The 22,007-nt window shown below is 71.8% G+C and carries 22 protein-coding genes; 15 read left to right on the forward strand and 7 right to left on the reverse strand.

Annotated features, from left to right (window positions below):
* Positions 1–43: 43 nt before the first annotated feature.
* The gene (locus ACUYMY_RS05305; RefSeq protein ID WP_481702579.1) at positions 44–1,237 is read right to left on the reverse strand and encodes an ROK family transcriptional regulator; all 1,194 of its coding nucleotides are present in this window, start codon (positions 1,235–1,237) and stop codon (positions 44–46) included.
* 93 nt (positions 1,238–1,330) lie between these two features.
* On the opposite strand from ACUYMY_RS05305, the gene ACUYMY_RS05310 reads away from it, so the two are divergent.
* On the forward strand, positions 1,331–1,855 hold the full coding sequence (locus tag ACUYMY_RS05310) for a gamma carbonic anhydrase family protein (protein WP_481702580.1): 525 nt from the start codon (positions 1,331–1,333) through the stop codon (positions 1,853–1,855).
* 14 nt (positions 1,856–1,869) lie between these two features.
* Here the strand turns inward: ACUYMY_RS05310 and purU are convergent, their stop codons facing one another.
* Both purU and ACUYMY_RS05320 read right to left on the reverse strand, forming a co-directional pair.
* Positions 1,870–2,718, reverse strand: a complete 849-nt coding sequence (purU, locus tag ACUYMY_RS05315) for a formyltetrahydrofolate deformylase (RefSeq protein ID WP_481702581.1) — start codon at positions 2,716–2,718, stop codon at positions 1,870–1,872.
* A gap of 5 nt (positions 2,719–2,723) precedes the next feature.
* On the reverse strand, positions 2,724–3,821 hold the full coding sequence (locus ACUYMY_RS05320; RefSeq protein WP_481702582.1) for an NAD(P)-binding domain-containing protein: 1,098 nt from the start codon (positions 3,819–3,821) through the stop codon (positions 2,724–2,726).
* Between the two features lie 314 nt (positions 3,822–4,135).
* On the opposite strand from ACUYMY_RS05320, the gene glyA reads away from it, so the two are divergent.
* Both glyA and ACUYMY_RS05330 read left to right on the forward strand, forming a co-directional pair.
* Complete coding sequence (gene glyA, locus ACUYMY_RS05325) at positions 4,136–5,443, forward strand: serine hydroxymethyltransferase (protein ID WP_481702583.1); 1,308 nt, start codon at positions 4,136–4,138, stop codon at positions 5,441–5,443.
* Positions 5,444–5,451: 8 nt separating this feature from the next.
* Positions 5,452–6,357 (forward strand): bifunctional methylenetetrahydrofolate dehydrogenase/methenyltetrahydrofolate cyclohydrolase, encoded by a 906-nt coding sequence (locus ACUYMY_RS05330; RefSeq protein ID WP_481704963.1) that lies wholly within the window; start codon positions 5,452–5,454, stop codon positions 6,355–6,357.
* 86 nt (positions 6,358–6,443) lie between these two features.
* Here the strand turns inward: ACUYMY_RS05330 and ACUYMY_RS05335 are convergent, their stop codons facing one another.
* Complete coding sequence (locus ACUYMY_RS05335; RefSeq protein ID WP_481702584.1) at positions 6,444–6,893, reverse strand: CHRD domain-containing protein; 450 nt, start codon at positions 6,891–6,893, stop codon at positions 6,444–6,446.
* 210 nt (positions 6,894–7,103) lie between these two features.
* On the opposite strand from ACUYMY_RS05335, the gene ACUYMY_RS05340 reads away from it, so the two are divergent.
* From ACUYMY_RS05340 to ACUYMY_RS05350, 3 genes are all read left to right on the forward strand, one after another.
* Positions 7,104–8,252: a sensor histidine kinase gene (locus ACUYMY_RS05340; RefSeq protein WP_481702585.1), complete on the forward strand. Its 1,149-nt coding sequence runs from the start codon at positions 7,104–7,106 to the stop codon at positions 8,250–8,252.
* Positions 8,249–8,917, forward strand: coding sequence for a response regulator transcription factor (locus tag ACUYMY_RS05345; protein WP_481702586.1), 669 nt, complete (start codon positions 8,249–8,251; stop codon positions 8,915–8,917). The genes ACUYMY_RS05340 and ACUYMY_RS05345 overlap by 4 nt, the downstream gene beginning before the upstream one ends.
* 144 nt (positions 8,918–9,061) lie before the next feature.
* Entirely contained in the window at positions 9,062–9,346 is a 285-nt protein-coding gene (locus ACUYMY_RS05350; protein ID WP_481702587.1) for an SHOCT domain-containing protein, read from the forward strand.
* Positions 9,347–9,432: 86 nt separating this feature from the next.
* Here ACUYMY_RS05350 and ACUYMY_RS05355 read toward each other — a convergent pair whose 3' ends face one another.
* A complete protein-coding gene (locus ACUYMY_RS05355; protein ID WP_481702588.1) occupies positions 9,433–10,839 on the reverse strand; it encodes an MFS transporter in 1,407 nt (468 codons plus the stop codon).
* Between the two features lie 207 nt (positions 10,840–11,046).
* Between ACUYMY_RS05355 and ACUYMY_RS05360 the strand changes: the two genes are divergently transcribed.
* The 9 genes from ACUYMY_RS05360 (at position 11,047) to ACUYMY_RS05400 (ending at position 19,309) form a co-directional block, all read left to right on the forward strand.
* Positions 11,047–11,964 carry a LysR family transcriptional regulator gene (locus ACUYMY_RS05360; RefSeq protein WP_481702589.1) on the forward strand — a complete coding sequence of 306 codons (918 nt, stop codon included), beginning with the start codon at positions 11,047–11,049 and terminating at the stop codon, positions 11,962–11,964.
* 44 nt (positions 11,965–12,008) lie between these two features.
* Positions 12,009–12,986, forward strand: coding sequence for an ABC transporter ATP-binding protein (locus ACUYMY_RS05365; protein WP_481702590.1), 978 nt, complete (start codon positions 12,009–12,011; stop codon positions 12,984–12,986).
* On the forward strand, positions 12,979–13,821 hold the full coding sequence (locus tag ACUYMY_RS05370; protein ID WP_481702591.1) for an ABC transporter permease: 843 nt from the start codon (positions 12,979–12,981) through the stop codon (positions 13,819–13,821). Before ACUYMY_RS05365 ends, ACUYMY_RS05370 begins: the two co-directional genes overlap by 8 nt.
* A complete protein-coding gene (locus tag ACUYMY_RS05375) occupies positions 13,818–14,648 on the forward strand; it encodes an ABC transporter permease (protein ID WP_481702592.1) in 831 nt (276 codons plus the stop codon). The genes ACUYMY_RS05370 and ACUYMY_RS05375 overlap by 4 nt, the downstream gene beginning before the upstream one ends.
* 346 nt (positions 14,649–14,994) lie before the next feature.
* Positions 14,995–15,531 (forward strand): hypothetical protein, encoded by a 537-nt coding sequence (locus tag ACUYMY_RS05380; RefSeq protein ID WP_481702593.1) that lies wholly within the window; start codon positions 14,995–14,997, stop codon positions 15,529–15,531.
* Between the two features lie 9 nt (positions 15,532–15,540).
* Positions 15,541–16,386: an exodeoxyribonuclease III gene (locus tag ACUYMY_RS05385; RefSeq protein WP_481702594.1), complete on the forward strand. Its 846-nt coding sequence runs from the start codon at positions 15,541–15,543 to the stop codon at positions 16,384–16,386.
* Between the two features lie 18 nt (positions 16,387–16,404).
* On the forward strand, positions 16,405–17,454 hold the full coding sequence (gene trpS / locus ACUYMY_RS05390; RefSeq protein WP_481702595.1) for a tryptophan--tRNA ligase: 1,050 nt from the start codon (positions 16,405–16,407) through the stop codon (positions 17,452–17,454).
* 27 nt (positions 17,455–17,481) lie between these two features.
* Positions 17,482–18,081 carry a 2'-5' RNA ligase family protein gene (locus tag ACUYMY_RS05395; RefSeq protein WP_481704964.1) on the forward strand — a complete coding sequence of 200 codons (600 nt, stop codon included), beginning with the start codon at positions 17,482–17,484 and terminating at the stop codon, positions 18,079–18,081.
* Between the two features lie 100 nt (positions 18,082–18,181).
* Positions 18,182–19,309, forward strand: a complete 1,128-nt coding sequence (locus tag ACUYMY_RS05400) for a YihY/virulence factor BrkB family protein (protein WP_481702596.1) — start codon at positions 18,182–18,184, stop codon at positions 19,307–19,309.
* Between the two features lie 102 nt (positions 19,310–19,411).
* Here the strand turns inward: ACUYMY_RS05400 and ACUYMY_RS05405 are convergent, their stop codons facing one another.
* Together ACUYMY_RS05405 and sdhA are read right to left on the reverse strand one after the other, a co-directional pair.
* Positions 19,412–20,191 (reverse strand): succinate dehydrogenase iron-sulfur subunit, encoded by a 780-nt coding sequence (locus tag ACUYMY_RS05405; RefSeq protein ID WP_481702597.1) that lies wholly within the window; start codon positions 20,189–20,191, stop codon positions 19,412–19,414.
* The gene (sdhA, locus tag ACUYMY_RS05410; protein WP_481702598.1) at positions 20,191–21,990 is read right to left on the reverse strand and encodes a succinate dehydrogenase flavoprotein subunit; all 1,800 of its coding nucleotides are present in this window, start codon (positions 21,988–21,990) and stop codon (positions 20,191–20,193) included. Before sdhA ends, ACUYMY_RS05405 begins: the two co-directional genes overlap by 1 nt.
* Between the last annotated feature and the right edge of the window lie 17 nt (positions 21,991–22,007).

Genomic DNA, 22,007 nt, shown 5'->3' on the forward strand with positions numbered 1-22,007 from the left:
GCAATCGGTCGGCCGCGCGCCTGAAGCAGGCGGCAGGGGAGGGCTAGCCGTGGTGCGCGATGTCGGCGTGCTGGAACACGAGGGCGGCGGCTCCGAGGACCTCGGCGCGCGCGCCGAGGGCGGACATGGCGAGGGTCGTGGTCTCGCCGATGAGGGGCACGGCGTGCCGCAGGAGGCCCCGCCGCACGGGCTCGAGGAGGATCTCCCCGAGCTCGGCGAGCGGGCCGCCGACCACGATGACCTCGGGGTTGATGAGGTTCGCGACATTGCCGAGGGCGCGGCCGACGGCGTGCCCGGCGTCGTCGATCACGCGCAGGACGGCGGGGTTCCGAGCGAGCGCCCGCCGCACGATCTCGTCAGGGGTCAGCGGCTCGGGCTCCCCGCGGCTCAAGAGCTCCGACATGGTCGTGGTCGAGGCGATTGTCTCGAGGCAGCCGCGGTTGCCGCAGCGGCACACGTGCCCGTGCTCGACGATCGTCGCGTGGCCGATCTCGCCGGTGACGCCCACGTGCCCGTAGAACGGCACGCCGCCCAGGATGAGTCCCGCGCCGATGCCCGAGCCGATCTTGACGAACATGAGGTTCTCGACCCCGCTGTGCGGCCCCCAGGTGACCTCGCTCAGCGCCCCCAGGTTCGCGTCGTTGTCGACGAAGACGGGCAGTCGGAGGTGGTGCTCGAGCCGGTCGAGGATCTGGAAGCCGACCCATTCGGGCAGGATCGCGCCCTGGGCGACCGTGCCGGTGCGGTGGTCGATCGGGCCGGGGATCCCGGCCCCGACCCCCACGATGTCGGCCCGCCGCACGCCCGCCTCCGCGAGCAGGGTCTCGAGCAGGTCAACGGCGGTCGAGATGCTCACGTCGGCCTCGTGGCCGAGGGGGAGGGTGACGGTCTCCTCGGCCAGGACCTCGTAGGCCAGGTTCGCCAGGACGACGCGCAGGTGGCGCCTGCCGAAGTCGATCCCGACGGCGACGGCGGAGTTGCTGTTGAGCCGCACGCTCAGCGCGCGCCGGCCCGAGCTCGTCGTCGGCTCGGTCGAGACGATGTCCGCGTCGAGCAGGACCTTGACGATGTTGGAGACGGTGGCCGTGGAGAGGCCAGTCGACCGCGAGAGCTCGGCCTGGGTTGCCGGGCCTCCCATGAGCGCCTCGACGATGCGCTGCTCGTTGAGCCGTCGGAGCGCGGACTGCGAGCCCGGATTGGCGGCGCCGCTCGTCGTCGAGCGCAACGTGGAGACCATGCGACTTAGCTTCCTCTCGAACGCCTTTGTCGTCAAGAAATGAACACAAGCCCCCCTCGCGATGAGGGCGGGGGCGGAGGCTACTCTTGGGCCATGAGCCCAGTCATCGAGTTCGGGGGCAGCGCGCCCGACATCCACCCGAGCGCCTTTGTCGCCCCGACGGCATCGATCATCGGCGATGCCCACCTGGCCGAGCGCTCGAGCGCCTTCTACGGCGTCTCGGTCCGCGCCGACTCGGCGACGATCATCGTCGGCGCCGGCAGCAATCTCCAGGACAACGTGGTCCTCCATGCCGACGAGGGCTTCCCGTGCACCGTGGGCGCGGGTGTCTCGATCGGGCACAACGCCGTGGTCCACGGCTGCACGGTCGAGGACGACGTGCTCATCGGCATGGGGGCGACGGTCATGAACGGGGCCGTCATCGGCAGGGGCTCGCTCGTCGCGGCCGGCGCCGTCGTCCTCGAGGGCACGGTCGTCCCGCCGCGCTCGCTCGTGGCAGGCGTCCCCGCGAAGGTCCGGCGTGAGCTCACCGACGAGGAGGTCGCCGGCGTCCACCGCAACGCGTCACACTACGTGGATCTGGCCAGGGCGCACCGCAAGGCCAACGCGACCCACTGACCCCCGCCTCGGCGTCAGTCGAAGACGACCGTTCGGTGCCCGTCGAGGAGGACTCGGTGCTCGGCGTGCCACTGCACGGCGCGGCACAGGGTGCGCCCCTCGACGTCGCGGCCGAGACGGACGAACTGCTCGGGGGTCTTCGCGTGGTCCACGCGGATGACCTCCTGCTCGATGATCGGCCCCTCGTCGAGCGCCGCGGTCACGTAGTGCGCGGTGGCCCCGATAATCTTGACCCCTCGCGCGTGTGCCTGGTGGTACGGGCGGGCCCCCTTGAAGGAGGGCAGGAACGAGTGGTGGATGTTGATCGCGCGGCCCTCGAGTGCGCGGCACAGGCCGTCGGAGAGGACCTGCATGTACCGGGCCAGCACCACGAGCTCGACGCCGTGCTCCTCGACGAGCGAGAGGAGCTTCGCCTCGGCCTCGGCCTTGGTCTCCGGGGTCACGGGCAGGTGCACGAACGGCACGCCGTAGAACTCGGCCATCGGCGCGAGCTCGGTGTGGTTCGAGACGACGACCGGCACTTCGATCGGCAGCGTGCCGGTGCGCTGCTGGAACAGCAGGTCGTTCAGGGTGCGGCCGTCCTTCGAGCACATGATGAGCGTGCGCACGGGCTCGCCGCCGTTGTAGATGCCGAGCTTCATCGAGAAGGCCTCGGCGACGGGCGCCAGCGCGGCCTCGAGGGCGGGGCGCTCGGAGGCGGTCTCCACCGTGACCCGCATGAAGAAGGTTCCCGTGTCCGGGCTCTCGTACTGCCGCGACTCGGCGATGTTGCACCCGGCCTCGAGCAGTGCTCCGGAGACGGCGTGGACGATCCCGGGCCGGTCGGGGCAGGAGAGGGTCACGATGAAGGAGTTGCGTTCCACGCGTCCTAGGGTACCGAGGCGAGCCTCGCGTCCCGGGACGAGCGCGCGAGGAACCGGGTCGCGGCGACGGCCGCGGCGCGGCCCGCCCGCGTCGCCCCGACGGTCGAGGCCGAGGCGCCGTACCCGACCAGGAACAGGCGCGGCTCGCGCACGGCCGAGACGCCGTCGTCGCCCATCATGATCCCGCCGCCGGGCTCGCGCAGTCGCAGGGGCGCGAGGTGGCTGAGCGAGGCCCGGAAGCCGGTGGCCCACAGGATCGCGTCGAGCTCGAGGGCGCTCCCGTCCGCGAGCACGGCCCCCGTGGGAGTGATCCGGGCGAGCGGGCCGCGCGAGACGAGGACGCCGGACTCGATGCCCGCCCGGTACTGCTCCGTGAGGGGCAGCCCCGTCGCGGCGACCACCGAGAGCGGGGGGAGGCCCGCGCGGGTGCGCTCGCCCACGCGGCGCTCGACGGCGACGCCCCAGTCGGCGTCGAAGGGCGTCTCGGCGAAGTCGGGCGCCCGGCGTGTGGACCAGACGGTCTCGGCGCCCGCTGCGTCGAGCTGCAGGAGGAACTGCAGGGCGCTCGTCCCGCCGCCGACGACGAGCACGCGCTGCCCGCGGAACTCCTCGGCCGAGACGAAGTCGTGCGTGTGCAGCTGCCGCCCGCGGAACAGCTCCTGGCCGGGGTAGTGCGGCCAGTGGGGGCGGTCCCACGTGCCGGTGGCGGAGATGAGGGTTTCGGCGAGCCAAGCGCGCCCGTCGGCCGCGCGCACGAGGAGGCCGCCGCCGTCGTCCGCGTGCAAGACCGAGGCGACCCGCACGGGGCGGATCACCGGGATCCCGAGCTCGCGCTCGTACGCGCCGTAGTAGCGGCTCACGACGGCGGAGGCCGGCTCGCGCGGGTCGGGCGCCCCGAGCGGGAGGCCGGGGAGGGGGTGGAGGCCGTGGGCGGCGTCGAAGGTCAGCGAGTCCCATCGGTGCCGCCACGCGCCCCCGGGCCCCTCGTTGGCGTCGAGGACCACGAAGTCCTCCCACGGGCCCAGGCCCCTACTGGCCAGCCAGTAGGCGGCGCTGAGCCCCGCCTGTCCCGCTCCGACGACCACTGCCCTGAGTTCCTCCACGACCCCTCCTGCCTGACGTGTCAATTATTCTCGTCAACCGGACGGGGGGCTCTTGTGTTCCCGGCCGCCCGGTAGACTGGCCGGGTCGCGACTGGCGTTGGGTGGGTCACCACCGGGGAGCGGCACTGCGCGGCACCGACGCCCCGGGCTCCTCCCGGGCCCCAGGTGCCGCGCGCACGGGATTCCGCGGATCGTACGCCTGGGCCGGGGGTCGAGTAATGCCGCGTCCTTCACGCTCCGCCATCCAGTACCGGCGGACGGGTTGGGCCGGTAGCCTGACCAGTAGCCTCCCGCCACCTGCAACAGGAGATCCCGTGACTCCCACTACTCCCACCGTGTCCGCCGTCAGCAACCTGCCGCTCGCCGAGGTCGATCCCGAGATCGCCGCCGTCCTGGACCAGGAGCTCGGCCGCCAGCGCAACACCCTCGAGATGATCGCGTCGGAGAACTTCGCCCCGCGCGCCGTCATGGAAGCCCAGGGCTCGGTCCTGACCAACAAGTACGCCGAGGGCTACCCCGGCAAGCGCTACTACGGCGGCTGCGAGTACGTCGACGTCGCCGAGAATCTCGCGATCGAGCGGGTCAAGGCCCTCTTCGGCGCCGAGTACGCCAACGTCCAGCCGCACTCGGGCGCCCAGGCCAACGCCGCCGCCCTCTCCGCCCTCATCAACCCGGGCGACAAGATCCTCGGCCTCTCGCTCGCGCACGGCGGCCACCTCACGCACGGCATGAAGCTCAACTTCTCCGGCAAGCTCTACCAGGTCGCCGCGTACCAGGTCGAGGAGGACACCTTCCGCGTCGACATGGACAAGCTCCGCGAGCAGGCCCTCGCCGAGCGCCCGAACGTCATCATCGCCGGCTGGTCCGCGTACCCGCGGCACCTCGACTTCGCCGCGTTCCGCTCGATCGCCGACGAGGTCGGCGCGTTCCTCTGGACCGACATGGCGCACTTCGCCGGCCTCGTCGCCGCGGGCCTGCACCCGTCCCCGGTCCCGCACTCCCATGTCGTGACGTCCACGGTGCACAAGACCCTCGCGGGCCCGCGCTCCGGCGTGATCCTCGCCAAGGAGGAGTTCGGCAAGAAGCTCAACTCCAACGTCTTCCCCGGCCAGCAGGGCGGGCCGCTCATGCACGTCATCGCCGCGAAGGCCGTGGCCTTCAAGATCGCGGGCTCCGAGGAGTTCAAGGAGCGCCAGGAGCGCGTGCTCGAGGGCGCGCGGATCATCGCTGACCGCCTCAACCAGCAGGACGTCGCCGACGCCGGCGTCTCCGTCCTCACCGGCGGCACCGACGTCCACCTCGTCCTCGTGGACCTGCGCAACTCCCAGCTCGACGGCCAGCAGGCCGAGGACCTCCTCCACGAGGTCGGCATCACGGTCAACCGCAACGCCGTGCCGTTCGACCCGCGCCCGCCGATGGTCACCTCCGGCCTGCGCATCGGCACCCCGGCCCTCGCGACGCGCGGCTTCGGCGCCACCGAGTTCACCGAGGTCGCCGACATCATCGCGACAGCGCTCAAGGGCGGCGCCGGCTCTGCCGGTTCCGGCCTTGACGCCCTCCGCGCCCGCGTCGACAGGCTCGCCAACGACTTCCCGCTCTACCCGGGGCACGAGGAGTGGTGAGCGCACAGATGACGGAGCGCACCTCGAGCAAGGCCATCGTCCTCGACGGGAAGGCCGCTTCCGCTGCCATCAAGGCCGAGCTCGCCGAGCGGGTCGAGGCCCTCAAGGCCCAGGGCGTCACGCCCGGGATCGCGACCGTGCTCGTCGGCGCCGACCCGGCCTCGCAGCTGTACGTCGGCATGAAGCACAAGCAGTCCAACGCGATCGGGATGAACTCGATCCAGAAGGAGCTGCCGGCGGACGCGTCCCAGGAGCAGGTCGAGGCCCTCATCGACGAGCTCAATGCGGACCCGTCCTGCCACGGGTACATCGTGCAGCTGCCGCTGCCGAAGCACCTGGACACGGACGCGATCCTCGAGCGCATCGACCCGGCCAAGGACGCTGACGGGCTCCACCCGACCAACCTCGGCAAGCTCGTGCTCAACGTCAACGGGACAATCGACACGCCGCTGCCGTGCACGCCCCGCGGCGTGATCGAGCTGCTCCTGCGCAACGGCTACGACCTCAAGGGCAAGCACGTCGTCGTCGTCGGCCGCGGCGTGACCATCGGGCGGCCGATGCCGCTCCTGCTCACGCGCCGCGAGGTCAACGCGACCGTGACGGTGGTCCACACGGGCACGCCGGACATGTCCAAGCACCTGCGCGAGGCGGACGTCATCGTGGCCGCGGCGGGCGTCAAGCACATCGTCAAGGCCGAGGACGTCAAGCCCGGCGCAGCCGTGCTCGACGTCGGCGTGACGCGCGAGGACGACCCCGAGGGCGGCAAGCCCAAGGTGTTCGGCGACGTCGACCCGGCCGTGGCCGAGGTCGCGGGGTACATCTCGCCCAACCCGGGCGGCGTGGGCCCCATGACCGTGGCGCTGCTCATGACCAACGTGGTCGAGGCGGCCGAGCGCGCGGCGGCCCGGGCCTAGCCGCCCACCGCTTCCCCCGCCGCACAAAAGGGCGACGGCGGCACCCACCTGGGTGCCGCCGTCGCCCTTTCGCATCCGCCGGGGCGCTACTTGAGCTGCCCGCGGATCTCCCCGCCCGGGAAGGTCGCGGTGTGGACGTTGACATAGTAGTCGCGCGGGTTCTCCGCGATCGCGGCCAGGAGCGCCGCGTTGGTCACCGTGGTGCACGTGTCCACGGTCCAGCTCGTCCCCGAGCCCACCGTGAGGGGGATGACGACCCCGCCGGCGACATTCCGGTCGCCGAGGTGGATGTGCGCCGCGGACGCGGACACGGACAGGTCGCGCGCCTCGAGGGTGTAGCAGAACTGGTTGCCCTCAATCGTGTAGCTGAAGAAGCCCGAGGCGCCGGTGTCCGAGCCGGTCGTCTCCTGCTCGGTATTGAGCGGAATGGCGGGGACGCCGCCCTTGACGGCGAGCGCCGGCGCGGAGGCCCCGGCGAGTGCGAGGACGGCGGTGGCGGCGGCGATGGCCCTCCATCGGGCAGGGTAGAGACGCATGGTGCACTCCTCGTGATGACGGCACGCGGAAGATCCGCGTGACGCATTTCACGCTACGCGCGGGCTCCAGCACCGACAATGTCCCGCGCCGCCGTCCTGTCGCGCTGTCCCGGGGGCACCCAGGCATACTCCCGGGGGAGTAGCGGGACGCGGGCCCAGTGCACCGAACGGGCGACGACGTCCGGCCGCTGGCGCGCGTAGGCTCGGCTCATGCGGTGGCACAGCGAGGAGCTCGGCGCGCCCCGGTGGCGCGCGCCGCTGCCGCTCGCGGTGACGGGCGCCGCGGTGCTCGCGGCCATCCAGCTCGCCGGGACGCACGGCGCCTCCTTCAGGCAGCCCGACGCGCGCCCCCTCGACGCGCTCGGCGCCGCCCTGCTCGTCGCCGGCCCGGCCCTGCTCCTGGCCCTGCGCTGGCGTCCGGGCCCGGCCGCCGCCGCGGTGGTCGCCCTCACCATCGGCTACTTCGCCGCCGGCTACCCGTGGGGGCCCGTGCTCGCCTCGCCCGCGATCGGCCTTGTCGCCGCGACGGCGGCCGGGGCGCGCCGCTGGACCTGGTCCGCCGGGGCGGCCTTCGCCGCGGCGGCGGCCGTCTGGGCCGTTCTGGCGGGGGACTGGGTGCGCGCCGGGGCGGCGGTGGCGTGGACCGCCGTCGTGCTCCTCATCGGCGAGGGCCTGCGCGTGCGCAGGGAGCGCTTCGCCGAACGCCGCCGGGAGGGGGAGGCGCGCCGCCGTGAGGCCCGCGACCTCGAGCGGCTCGAGCTCGCGCGGGACATCCACGACGTGGTCGCGCACTCTCTGTCCCTCATCAACGTCCGCGCGAGCGTCGCCCTGCACCTCGCCGACCGCAGGCCCGAGGAGCTGCGCCCGGCCCTCGAGGCCATCAAGCTCGCGAGCCACGAGGCCCTCGGCGACGTGCGCGACCTGCTCGGCGTCCTGCGCCAGGACGCCCCGACGACGCCCGGCGACCCGCTCGAGCGGCTCCCGGCCCTCGTCGAGGACGCCCGCGGGGCCGGGCTCGCGGCGACCCTCGACGCCAGCCTCGACCCGCCGCCGTCGCCCGCCCTGGCGCGGATCGCCTACCGGGTCGTCCAGGAGGCGCTCACGAACGCCGTCCGGCATGCGGGGGCCCGGCAGGTGCGAGTGTCCCTCGCCCGCGAGGGCGGCCGGATCGTGGTCGAGGTGCACGACGACGGCGCGGGGCTCCGCGGCGCCGTGCCCGGCGCGGGCTTGCGGGGCATGCGCGAGCGCGTCGAGGCCGCGGGCGGGCGGCTCACCCTTGCGGACGACGGCGGGCTGCGGGTCCGCGCTGAGCTCCCCGAGGCGGGCGGCGCCGGCGGGCCGGAGCGTGGGGACGCATGATCCGAGTCCTCATCGCCGACGACCAGGCCCTCATCCGCGCGGGCTTCCGCGCGCTGCTCGACGCCGAGCCGGACATGGAGGTCGTGGGCGAGGCCGGCACCGGGGCGGAGGCGGTGTCCGCGGCGCTCCGGCTCGCCCCCGACGTCGTGCTCATGGACATCCGCATGCCCGGCGGCGACGGCCTCGAGGCCACGCGCCGGATCCTCGAGGCCGCGCCGGCCGGGCTCCGCGTCGTCATCCTCACGACGTTCGAGCTCGACGAGTACGTCACCGGCGCGATCCGGGCCGGCGCGAGCGGCTTCCTCGTCAAGGACACCGAGCCGGAGGAGCTCATCCGCGCCGTCCGCTCCGTGCACGACGGCGACGCGATGCTCTCCCCGTCCGTCACCCGCCGGCTCCTCGAGCGGCTCGCCGCGGAGCATCCAGCGGGCGCTGGGCGGGCCCCGGCCGACGTCGGCCTGCTCACCGACCGCGAACGGGAGGTCGTGGCGCTCGTCGGGCAGGGGCTCAACAACGCCGAGATCGCCGCGCGCCTCGTGATCACGCCGCTCACGGCGAAGACGCACGTCTCGCGCGCGATGACCAAGCTCGGGCTGCGGGACCGCGCCCAGCTCGTCGTGCTGGCCTACGAGTCGGGGCTCGTGCGGCCGGGCTGGCTCGCGTGAGGGCGCACGCGCTCGTGCTCCCGCGGTAGTACCCCGACGCCGCGAAGTGACTCCCGGCGGCCGACGCGCGCCGCAGGCCGGGGGCGAAGACTGGAGCCAGCGGCTGAAGGCCAGCCGGCATCACAGAGTCTGGGAGACGACGCCATGACTGCAGCACTCATCGCGGCGGAGGCCGCCGCGGACTACACGGGTCACTGGGCCGGGGCGTGGGCGGGGCCGTGGTTCCTCCTCATCCCGCTGTTCTGGATCCTCCTGTTCATCCTGTTCTTCGCGCTCGCGCGCCGCTTCTGGTGGCGGCGGAACATGAGCGAGATGCAGGGCGCGGGCGCCGAGTCGGTGCTCCGCGAACGCTACGCCCGCGGGGAGATCGACGAGACGGAGTACCGACAGCGCCTCGAGGTCCTGAAGTCGGACCGCAGGAAGACCTGAACGCGCCACTCGCTCCACTTGTGAGGCGTGAGCCTCGTGAGGCGTGAGGCCAACCGCCTCACGCCTCACGAGCGAGACTGGGGGGATCAGGCGGTGGCGGGCGCCTCGTCCCGCGCCGGGGCGGGGGCCGCCGGGCCGAAGACGGTGGCGCCGACGGCCTGCTCCTCCTCGTGGTCGGGGCCGAGCGGGATGCCGCTGCGGTCCCGGAGGCACAGCACCGCGCCGATGGAGACGAGGGTCGCGACGAGCAGGTAGAGGGACACGGCCGCCGTGGTCCCGGTCGCCTGGAGCAGGGCCTGGGCGATGGTCGGGGCGAAGGCCCCGCCGAGGATCGCGCCGATCGCGTAGGAGATCGAGACGCCGGAGAAGCGCACCGAGGCGGGGAAGATCTCCGAGTACAGCGCAGCCTGCGGCCCGTACGTGAGGCCGAGGCCGATCGAGAGGACGATGAGGCCGGCGTAGAGCCCCGCGAGGCTGGCCGTGTCGACCAGCCAGAAGACCGGGAACACGACGAGCGCCTGGAGGACGAAGCCGATGAAGTACGTCTTCTTCCTGCCGATCGCATCGGAGAGGATCCCCGCGGCAAGGGTCGAGACGAGCCAGGCCGCCGAGCCGACGGTGGCCGCGACGAGGACCGCGGTGCGGTCCATCGCGAGGCCGGTGGTCGCGTAGCCCTGGATGAAGCCGCCGGTGGTCATGTAGCCCACGGCGTTGTTGCCCACGAAGACGAGGGCAGCAAGGGCCACGAGGTGCCAGTGCCGGCGGAACAGGGCGACGATCGGGACCTTGGTCTGCTGGCCGCGCTCGGCGATCTCCGCGAAGACGGGGCTCTCGTCGACCGAGCGCCGGACGAAGTAGCCCACGCCGATGAGCACGATGCTCAGGATGAACGGCACGCGCCAGCCCCACTCGAGGAAGGCGGCGCCGGGGGAGACGACGCCGGTCATGAGGGCCATGACGCCCGAGGCGAGGAGCATGCCGAGCGGGACGCCGAGCTGCGGGTACGAGCCGGCGCGCCCGCGGCGGTCCGCGGGGGCGTGCTCGACCGCCATGAGGACGGCCCCGCCCCATTCGCCGCCGGCGGAGATGCCTTGGACGATGCGCAGGGCCAGCAGGAGGATCGGGGCCGCGACGCCGATCTGGGCGAACGTGGGCAGGAAGCCGATGAGCGTTGTCGCCGCGCCCATGAGCAGCAGGGTGATGACGAGCATGGCGCGGCGGCCGATGAGGTCCCCGAAGTGCCCGGCCAGGAACGCGCCGAGCGGGCGGAAGAGGAAGGACAGGCCGACCGTCGCGAAGGAGAGCAGGAGCGCAATGTCGTTGCCGGCGGGCTTGAAGAAGAGCTCGGCGAAGACCAGCGCGGCGCCGGTGGCGTAGATGAAGAAGTCGTACCACTCGACGGTGGTGCCGATGATCGTCGCGAAGGCGACCCTTCGCTGGTTGGCTGCTGCGTTCGTTCCGCGGGACGCGGCGGAGGCGCCGGAAGTGTTCATGCGGTGTCCTTGCTGGTCGGCATCGACGGCGATGCCGTGGCGGGGCGGCTTGTGGCCGCACGGGGGGCGCAACTGTGCGCCGGAAGGGAGTCGACGGTGCAACCATCGTGAACCACCGCACTTCCGTATGTAAACTTCAGAAATCCGTCAATATACTTTGATTCAGCTTAGGTATTCCCCCTCCATGCGCACGACGAAAGGCCCTCAGTGTCCGAGGTGACCCTCCGGCAGCTCGAGCTGTTCTCCGCGCTCGCGGACTTCCCGACGATCAGCGCCGCGGCGGACCACCTGCACATCTCCGAGTCCGCGCTCTCCCAGGCCATCACCGCGCTCGAACGCGCCGTGGGCGAGCAGCTGTGCGTCCGGCGCAAGGCCCGCGGCCTGCAGCTGACCCCCGCGGGCCAGCACTTCGCCGCCCGCGCGCGGGGGATCGTCGCGGACACGCGCGAGCTCGTGCTCGGGGCGAAGGGCGACGGCGGGGGGCTGCGCGGGCCGGTGAAGCTCGGCTGCTTCGCGAGCTTCGCGAGCGCCGTCGTCCCGGAGATCCTCGACGGCTTCCCGCGGCGCTTCCCCGAGGTCGACGTCGAGGTCACCGTCGGCACGCATGAGGACCTCCTGCCCGCCCTGCAGTCGGGCCGGCTCGACGTCGCCATCGTGTACGACATGCTCCTGCCGACCGGCTACGCCCAGCGCGAGATCTTCCCGACGGAGCTCGAGGCCGTGCTCCCCGCGGACCACCCGCTCGCGGCCAGGGACGCCGTCGACCTCGCCGACCTCGCGGCGGAGCCGCTCGTCATGTACGAGTCGAGCCCGAGCACGGCCAACACCCACAGCGTGTTCGCTGCCCGGGGGCTGACGCCGCGGATCGTCGCGAGCGTCCCGCAGGTCATCCTCGTCCAGGCGCTCGTCGCGCGGGGGGTCGGCTACGGCCTGCTCATGTCCCGCCCGAACAGCCTCCCCGTGAGCGTCGAGGGGCGCCCCCTCGCCGTCCGGCCGCTCGATCCGCCCGGGATGGGCACGAATGTCGTCGCCATCTGGCCTGAGGACATGGCGCTCACCCCTCGCGCCGCGGCGCTCGTGGACTTCGCCGTCGAGGCGCTCGGCGGCCCGCCAGAGCCGTTGTGAAAGACTCGTTGCGGATGCCCCCGGCCCGCGCTAGTGTGCGATGAGTGTCACACCAAGCAGCCCCCTCCCCGAGGGCGTCCTCGGCCGCCGGGGCGCCCCGCCCGGCGGTGATCTCGGCCCAGGACCTCGTCAAGCGGTACGGAGACTTCGCCGCCGTCGACGGGATCAGCTTCGAGGTCGCGCCGGGGGAGTCGTTCGGCCTCCTCGGGCCGAACGGCGCCGGGAAGTCCACGACGATGCGGATGATCGGCGGCGTCACCCAGCGCACGTCGGGGCGCCTGACGATCATGGGGCTCGACCCCGAGCGGCAGGGCCCCGAGGTGCGGGCCCACCTCGGCGTCGTCCCGCAGCAGGACAACCTCGACGAGGAGCTGCGCGTCCGTGACAACCTCATCGTCTACGGCCGCTACTTCGGCCTGCCGCTGGCCTACCTGCGCCAGCGCGCCGACGAGCTCCTCGCCTTCGCCCAGCTCGAGGACAAGGCCGGCGCCAAGGTCGACTCCCTCTCGGGGGGCATGAAGCGCCGCCTGACCATTGCCCGCTCGCTCGTCAACGAGCCCCGGATCCTCCTGCTCGACGAGCCCACCACGGGCCTCGACCCCCAGGCCCGGCACATCCTGTGGGACCGGCTGTTCCGGCTCAAGGAGCAGGGCGTGACCCTCGTCCTCACGACCCACTACATGGACGAGGCCGAGCAGCTGTGCGACCGGCTCATTGTCGTCGACAAGGGGCGCATCATGGCCGAGGGATCGCCCGCCGCGCTCATCCGCGAGCACTCGAGCCGGGAGGTGCTCGAGGTGCGGTTCGGTGCGGAGCGTAACGCCGCCGTCGTGCGCGAGCTCGAGGGCACGGGCGAGCGGATCGAGCCCCTCCCGGACCGGGTCCTCGTCTACACCGACGACGGCGAGCGCTCGCTCGAGCACCTCCGCGCCAAGGGCCTGCACCCGCTCACGTCCCTCGTGCGGCGTGCCTCGCTCGAGGACGTCTTCCTGCGCCTGACTGGACGGTCCCTCGTTGACTGAGGCGGGGGCGGGGCGGCTGAGGGCCCACACGCCGGAGGTCTCCGCCGCGCGGGCGCGGCGCTGGGGCTCGCTCTACTTCGCCGAGCACCAGCTGCGTTCCATGCGCGCCTATCTGCTCACGATCGTCGTCACAAGCGTGGGCAACCCGCTCCTGTACCTGTTCTCGATGGGCGTGGGTCTGGCCGCGATCGTGGACCGCAAGGTCGCGGGCGGGTTCGACGGCGTGGGCTACCTCGCGTACTCCGCCCCGGCCCTGCTCGTCTCGAGCGCCGTCATGACCTGCGCGAACGAGATGATGTTCCCGGTCATGGACGGCTTCAAGTGGCGGCGCATCTACTACGGGCCGCACGTGACGCCGCTCGCCCCGCGGCAGCTCGCGGCCGGGCACATCATCGCCGTCGGCGGCCGCCTGGCGGTCCAATCCGCCGTCTTCTTCCTCATCATGCTCGCGTTCGGCGCCGCGCCGGGCGCGAACGCGTGGCTGCTCATCCCGCTCGGCGTCGCGACCGGCATGGCGTTCGGCGCGCCGGTCATGGCGTACGCCGCGCGCCTCGAGAAGGAGAACTTCCAGTTCTCGATGATCCAGCGGTTCGTCGTGATGCCGCTGTTCCTGTTCTCCGGGACCTTCTACCCGCTCGAGGCCATGCCCGCCGCGATGCAGTGGATCGGCTGGGTCTCGCCGCTCTGGCACGGGAACCAGCTCGGCCGCGCCGTCTCCTACGGGCTTGCCGAGCCGCCGTGGCTCGTCGCCGTCCACGTCGCGTACCTCGCCGTGCTCGGGGCGGCGGGGATCGTGTGGGCCGGCCGGAACTACACGAGGCGGCTCGGGGCATGAGCGGGCCCCAGGACGACGGCGCCGTGCTCGCCGCCGACCCGCGGCCCTTCAGTGCCGTCTACGCCCGGAACGCCCGGGCCGTGATCGGGCGCGGCTTCCGGGTCATCCGGAGCCAGAACTGGGTCATCCTGCTCTCCGGGTTCTTCGAGCCCGTGTTCTACCTGCTCTCGATGGGGATCGGGCTCGGCAGCCTCGTGGGCGAGGTCGAGGGCCCGGGCGGGGCGCCCGTCTCCTATGCCGCGTACATCGCGCCCGCGCTGCTGGCCGTCTCGGCGATGAACGGCGCCATCTACGACTCCACGTGGAACGTGTACTTCAAGATGCACTTCGGCAAGCTCTACCAGGGCATGCTCTACACGTCCCTCGGGCCGCTCGACATCGCCATGGGGGAGATCTTCATGGCCCTGTTCCGCGGGTTCCTCTACGCCGTGGGGTTCACCGGGGTCATGGGGATCATGGGGCTCATCACGACGCCGTGGGCCCTCCTGCTCGTCCCGGCCTCGGTCATGGTGGCGTTCGGCTTCGCGAGCTTCGGCATGGCCGTGACGAGCTACATGAAGACGTTCCAGCAGATGGACCTGATCACGTTCGTCATGCTGCCGATGTTCCTGTTCTCGGCGACGTTCTTCCCCCTGTCCGTGTACCCAGAGCCGATCCAGTGGGCCATCCAGGCGTTCCCGCTCTGGCATGGGGTCGAGCTCATGCGGCAGATCAGCATCGGGGTCTTCACGCCCGCGACGTGGATCCATGTGGGCTACTACGCCGCCATGATCCTCGTCGGGGTCGCCTTCACGACCCGCCGCCTGCGCTCGCTCTTCCTCCGCTGACGCCGAGATGGGGGCTTGGGGCGCCGAAATGGGGGCTTAGGACGCCGAAATGCGGCGCTAGCGACGCGGGCAGGAGGCAGAGACGGACGACGGCGGGGAGTCGCCGCGCCGGGGCAGTCACCGGGGGCATCCGGGGCCACCTGGCGCCGACGGATGGGGAAGTTCGGGAGGCGCCGTCGTCCGCCAGCCCGTGCTCTGGGCCGTGGACCAGGAGGGCCCCCACGATCAGTGGGCCCATCTCGGCGTCCCACACCCCCATCGCGGCGTCACAGGACCCCATCTCGGCGGTTCGGTGGCCCGGGCTCGCGGTCCGGGGGACCGGTCGGGGTCTGGGAGAATGGGGGCCATGCAGAGTCTCGGCCAGAACAGCCCGTCCCCGCAGCCCGGTCCCGCCCAGGGGGCCCGCCGCCCGGCGGGGTTCAGGGTCAGCGCGCTCGGCCTCTCGGTGCTCGTGCTGTCCTTCCTCGTCGCCGTGATCTTCGCGGCGAACCAGAACGACGTGATCGGCTGGATCGTCGCCGTCGTCTCGCTCGGCTGGCTCGCCTTCGCCGTCTTCGTCTTCGTCACGGTCCGCGGCGCCGGCCGCCGGGCCCAAGCCCGCATCGAGGAGGCCGCGCGCCAGTTCGGCGGCCGCGCCCCCTCGATGTCCGGCGGCCGCGCGGGGGAGGCCCGCACGGTGGACGACGCCCGCGACCTCAAGCTCGACCACTCGTTCAAGATCATCCAGGTCCAGGAGCGGGTCGTCCGCGAGAACCTCGGCAAGGACGCCGAGCAGGTCGCCCGCGCGCTCGAGACCATCCAGATCACCGCGGCCAACGCCCGCGACATGCTCCGCCCCGACCAGGAGGGACCCGTCTCGGGGACCGTCGTCGACGAGGGGTAGAGTGGCACAGTGACCCTCGACGCTACTGCCACCACGCCTGCCTACGCGCCCAAGGACGGCGCCCTGCGCATCGCCACTGTGAATGTCAACGGCCTCCGCGCCGCCTGGCGCAAGGGCATGCCGGAGTGGCTCGCGACGCGCGACGTCGACATCCTGTGCCTGCAGGAGGTCCGTGCCCCCGACCCGACCGTGCACGAGTACTTCGAGGGCTGGCATGTGCTGCACGCCGAGGCCGACGCGAAGGGCCGCGCCGGCGTCGCGATCGCCTCGCGCGAGGCCCCGACGGAGACCCGCATCGGGATCGGCGACGACTACTTCGCCACGGCAGGCCGCTGGATCGAGGCGGACTTCGCCCTCGAGGGCGGCGGGCAGCTGACGGTCGTGAGCGCCTACGTGCACTCCGGCGAAGCCGGCACCCCCAAGCAGGACGACAAGTACCGCTTCCTCGACGTCATGCTCAAGCGCCTGCCCGAGCTCGCCGAGTACAGCGACCACGCGCTCGTCGTCGGCGACCTCAACGTGGGCCACACGCAGCTGGACATCCGCAACTGGAAGGCCAACCAGAAGCGCGCTGGCTTCCTGCCCGAGGAGCGCGCCTACTTCGACCGCTTCTTCGGCGACGAGATCGGCTGGAAGGACGTCCACCGCGAGCTCTCGGGCCAGATCGACGGCCCCTACACGTGGTGGTCCCAACGCGGCCGCGCCTTCGACAACGACGCCGGGTGGCGCATTGACTACCAGATGGCCACCCCCGCCCTCGCCGCCGCGGCGAGGAACGCCGTCGTCGACCGTGCCACGGCATGGGACACGCGCTGGTCCGACCACGCCCCGCTCGTCATCGACTACAAGCTCTAGACACCGGAAGCTCACTCCATGACAAACCCCACGACCCCTGCCACCCGCCAGCGGCTCGTCTCCGGCATGCAGCCCTCGGGCGACTCGCTGCACCTCGGGAACTACCTCGGCGCGCTCGTGAACTGGGTCGCGCAGCAGGACGAGTACGACTGCTTCTACTTCATCCCCGACCTGCACGCGATCACCGTCCCGCAGGACCCGGCGGAGCTCCTGCACCGGACCCGGCTCACCGCGGCCCAGTACATCGCCGGGGGCATCGACGTCGAGAAGTCCACGCTCTTCGTCCAGTCCCACGTGCCAGAGCACGCCCAGCTCGCGTGGGTCCTCATGTGCCTCACGACCTTCGGCGAGGCCTCGCGCATGACCCAGTTCAAGGACAAGTCCGCGCGCCAGGGCAGCGACTCCGCGAGCTCGGGCCTCTTCACCTACCCGATGCTCATGGCCGCGGACATCCTGCTCTACAAGCCCTACGGCGTGCCCGTGGGGGAGGACCAGCGCCAGCACCTCGAGCTCGCCCGCGACCTCGCCCACCGCTTCAACACGCGCTTCGGCGAGACCTTCCCCGTCCCCGCGCCGCTCATCCCGCGCACGTCGGCGAAGATCTACGACCTCCAGAACCCGATGGCGAAGATGTCCAAGTCCGCGGACTCGCCCAACGGCCTCATCAACCTCCTCGACGATCCGAAGGTCACGGCCAAGCGGATCAAGTCGGCGGTCACGGACACCGACACGGTCATCCGCTACGACCGCGAGGCCAAGCCCGGCGTCTCCAACCTCCTGAGCATCTACTCGACGGTCACGGGCCGCACGGTCGAGGACATCGTGGCCTCCTACGAGGGCAAGATGTACGGCCACCTCAAGGTGGACCTCGCCGAGGTCGTCGTCGAGGCCCTGGCCCCGATCAAGGCGCGCACGGAGGAGCTCCTCACGGACCCCGCCGAGCTCGACCGGCTTCTCGCCCACGGGGCAGCGAAGGCCCGCGAGATCGCCGTCCCGACGCTCGCGGAGGTCTACGAGCGGGTCGGCTTCCTGCCCGCCCTCGCCCCGGCGGCCGCCACGATCGCCTAGCCCATGCCGGAGCTCGACGACGTCCGGATGGCCGGCGACGCCGTGCCCCCCGCCCCGGCCCCGCCGCTCGTGGGGGTCATCCTCGGCTTCCCCGAGCGCGTTGCGCGGGAGCTCAAGGCCTGGCGAGCCTCGTTCGGCGACCCGATGGCCGAGGTCATCCCCGCGCACATCACGCTCGTGACCACGACCGAGACGGACGACTGGGACGCGGCGGCCGCCCACGTGCGCCGCGTCGCGGCCCAGACGGAGCCGTTCCGCGTCGAGCTGGCCGGGACGGGCTCGTTCCGCCCGGTGTCCCCGGTGGTCTACGTCAAGGTCACCGAGGGCTTCGACGAGTGCGTCCGGCTGCACAGGGCCCTCCAGCAGGGGCCGCTCGAGCGCGACCTCCCGTTCCCCTACCACCCCCACGTCACGGTCGCGCACGATGTGCCCGCCGAGCAGCTCGATGCGGCCGAGTCCGCGCTCGATTCCTACAGCGAATCCTTCACAGTGGCTAGCATGGGCCTGTATGAGCACGACGCCGATGGGTTCTGGCAGCTGAGGGAAGAGCTTCGATTTGGCACAGCGACGAACAGCCACAAGGGGCGCAAGGCTGGCGAAGACTCCGAGGGGCCGCTCCCCGGCTGAGCAGCCCCTGCCCAGGGAGCTCGCCAAGCTCAGGCTCGAGGTCCTGCACAGGCGGCAGGACGTCGGCAGGGCGCGGCTGAGCCGCGAGGGGCCGGTCAAGGTGGCCCTCGCGATCGTGCAGTGGCTCGTCGCGCGGCTCAAGGCGTTCCGCCCCGTGCGGGCGTTCCAGCACTACAGCCTCGAGCACGGCCCGCTCATGAGCGCGGGCATCGGCTTCAACATGTTCTTCTCGGTCTTCGGCCTCCTCGCCACGGGCTTCTCCCTCGCCGCGCTCGTGCTCGCGGGCCAGCCGGCCCTCGTCGACCGGGTCGTGGAGAGCGTCGCCGCCGCGGCCCCCGGCCTGCTCAAGGTGGACGGCTCGGAGGGCCTCGTCGACCCGGAGGACCTGCTCAACCCCACGGGCCTGAGCGTCGCGGCACTCGTTGCCGTGGCGGTGACCGTCTACTCCTCGCTCCGCTGGATCCGGAGCCTGCGCGACGGCCTGCGGGGGATCGTGGGCCTGCCGCCCCTCACGGTCAACCCGCTCCTGCTCACGCTGCGGGACGTCGGCACGCTCCTGCTCCTGGGCGTGCTCATCGTCCTCACGTCCGCCGTGAGCGTCGTCTTCACCGCGGCCCTGGACTTCATCACCGACACCCTCCGGATCGACGGCGCCTTCGTGCAGCCGGTGGGCTGGCTCGTGGGCCTCGCGGTGCCGCTCGCGCTCAACACGCTCACGGCCGTGATCCTGTTCCGGATCGCGGGCGGGCTCGCGCTCGGCCGGCGGGCGTTCGTCGAGGGCGCGCTGCTGGCCGGCGTGGGCACCTCCCTCCTGCAGGCCTTCAGCACGCAGCTGCTGGCCCGGTCGGGGGCGAACCCGCTCCTCGCGCCGTTCGCGATCATCATCGGGCTGCTCATCTGGTTCAACCTCGTGAGCCAGGTCTACCTCGTCGCGGCGGCCTGGAGCACGATCCGTGAGGCGGACCGCACGGCCGCCGGCCACCGCTCGCCGGAGTCCTTCGGCTCGGCCCGCCCGGGCCTGCACGCGTCCCCGGCGCTCGCCCGGGCCCGCGAGCACGTGGAGCACCGCCCGGCACCGGCGGCAGTTCCGCCCGCCGCAGCTTCCCTCGCGCAGGAGGCGGACGACGGCGACGGGCGGCACCCAGCCGAGCCCCGCCGTCGTGCGCTGCATCCGCTTGCGTGGCTCCGCGGCCTGGGGAGGGGCCGCGGCGGGGCCGCCGTCCGCTGACCCGCCCCGCGTAGAGGAGCCGGACGCGCAGAGGGCGCCGCTGCAGTGCAGCGGCGCCCTCTCGCGGAGCGGGCCGGGCCAGGGGACCAGCGGCCGGGTGCGTCAGAACTGGCGGGCCAGGATGGCCTGCTTGACCTCGGCGATGGCCTTGGTCACCTGGATGCCGCGCGGGCACGCCTCCGAGCAGTTGAAGGTCGTGCGGCAGCGCCACACGCCCTCCTTGTCGTTGAGGATCTCGAGGCGCATGTCACCGGCATCGTCGCGCGAGTCGAAGATGAACCGGTGCGCGTTCACGATCGCGGCCGGGCCGAAGTACTGCCCGTCCGTCCAGAACACCGGGCACGAGGACGTGCACGCGGCGCAGAGGATGCACTTGGTCGTGTCGTCGAACCGCTCGCGGTCCTCGACCGACTGGATGCGCTCCTTCGTGGGCTCGTGGCCCTTCGAGATGAGGAACGGCATGATCTCGCGGTAGGACTGGAAGAACGGCTCCATGTCCACGATGAGGTCCTTCTCGACCGGCAGGCCCTTGATGGGCTCGACCGTGATCGGCTTGGACGTGTCGAGGTCCTTCAGGAGCGTCTTGCACGCGAGGCGGTTGCGGCCGTTGATGCGCATGGCATCCGAGCCGCACACGCCATGCGCGCACGAGCGGCGGAACGAGACCGAGCCGTCGTGCTCCCACTTGGCCTTGTGCAGGGCGTCCAGCACGCGGTCCGTGCCGTACATCGTGAGCTTGAAGTCGTCCCAGCGGGCCTCCTCGGAGACCTCCGGGTCGTAGCGGCGCACGCGCAGGGTGATGTCGAAGCTCGGCACGGCGCCGCCGCCGGACGCCTCGGCGAGCTCGACCTTGGATGCGGGTTCGGCAGTTGCAGCAGACATCAGTACTTACGCTCCATCGGCTCGTAGCGGGTGAAGACGACGGGCTTGGTGTCGAGCCGGATGCCAGCCACGCCCTCGGCCGAGGATTCCGCCGTGACGGACGGGTCCAGGTAGGCCATCGAGTGCTTCATGAAGTTGGCGTCGTCGCGGTCCGGGTAGTCCTCGCGGTAGTGGCCGCCGCGGGACTCCTTGCGGTGCAGGGCCCCGACGGTCATGACCTTGGCGATCTCGAGCAGGAAGCCGAGCTCGACGGCCTCGAGCAGGTCGAGGTTGAAGCGCTTGCCCTTGTCCCCGACGGAGATGTTGCGGTAGCGCTCCTCGAGCTTCTCGATGTCGCGCAGCACGGTCTCGAGGGACTCCTGGGTGCGGAACACCTGCATGTTCGCGTCCATGGTCTCCTGCAGGTCGCGCCGGATGTGCGCGATCCGCTCGGTGCCGTTCGAGACCCGCAGGGACTCGAGGAGGGCCTCCGTGTACGCGGCCGGGTTCTCCGGCAGCTCGACGAACTCCGCCGTCTTGGCGTACTCGGCGGCGTAGATGCCGGCGCGCTTGCCGAAGACGTTGATGTCCAGGAGCGAGTTGGTGCCCAGGCGGTTGGAGCCATGCACCGAGACGCACGCGACCTCGCCGGCGGCGTACAGGCCCGGGACGACCGTGTCGTTGTCCTGGAGCACCTCGGCCTTGATGTTCGTCGGGATGCCGCCCATCGCGTAGTGCGCGGTCGGGTACACCGGGACGGGCTCCGTGAACGGCTCGACCCCGAGGTACGTGCGGGCGAACTCGGTGATGTCCGGGAGCTTCGCCTCGATGTGCTCGGGCTCGAGGTGCGTCAGGTCGAGGTAGACGTAGTCCTTGTTCGGACCCGCGCCGCGGCCCTCGCGCACCTCGTTGGCCATCGCGCGGGCGACGATGTCGCGCGGCGCGAGGTCCTTGATGGTCGGGGCGTAGCGCTCCATGAAGCGCTCGCCCTCCGAGTTGCGCAGGATCGCGCCCTCGCCGCGGGCGCCCTCGGTCAGGAGGATGCCCAGGCCCGCGAGGCCCGTCGGGTGGAACTGGAAGAACTCCATGTCCTCGAGCGGGATGCCGCGGCGGAAGGCGATGCCCATGCCGTCGCCCGTGAGGGTGTGCGCGTTCGAGGTCGTCTTGAAGACCTTGCCGGCGCCGCCCGAGGCGAACACGACCGACTTGGCCTGGAAGACGTGCAGCTCGCCCGAGGCGAGGTCGTAGCTCACGACGCCGGCGACTCGCTTCTGCTTGTACGGCGTGCCGTCGGCGCGGGTCGCGTCCTCCTCGACGATGAGGAGGTCGAGCACGTAGTACTCGTTGTAGAACTCGACGTTGTGCCGGACGCAGTTCTGGTAGAGCGTCTGGAGGATCATGTGGCCCGTGCGGTCGGCGGCGTAGCACGCGCGGCGCACCGGGGCCTTGCCGTGGTCACGGGTGTGGCCGCCGAAGCGGCGCTGGTCGATCCGGCCCTCGGGGGTGCGGTTGAACGGCAGGCCCATCTTCTCGAGGTCGAGGACTGCGTCGATGGCCTCCTTGGCCATGACCTCCGCAGCATCCTGGTCGACGAGGTAGTCGCCGCCCTTGATGGTGTCGAAGGTGTGCCACTCCCAGTTGTCCTCCTCGACGTTCGCGAGGGCGGCGCACATGCCGCCCTGGGCGGCGCCGGTGTGGGAGCGGGTGGGGTAGAGCTTGGTCAGCACGGCGGTGCGCGCGCGCTGGCCCGCTTCGATGGCTGCGCGCATGCCGGCGCCGCCGGCGCCGACGATCACCACGTCGTATTTGTGGACCTGCATGCTTGGATGCTTCCTTC

Source organism: Sinomonas sp. T428B (assembly GCF_056780155.1).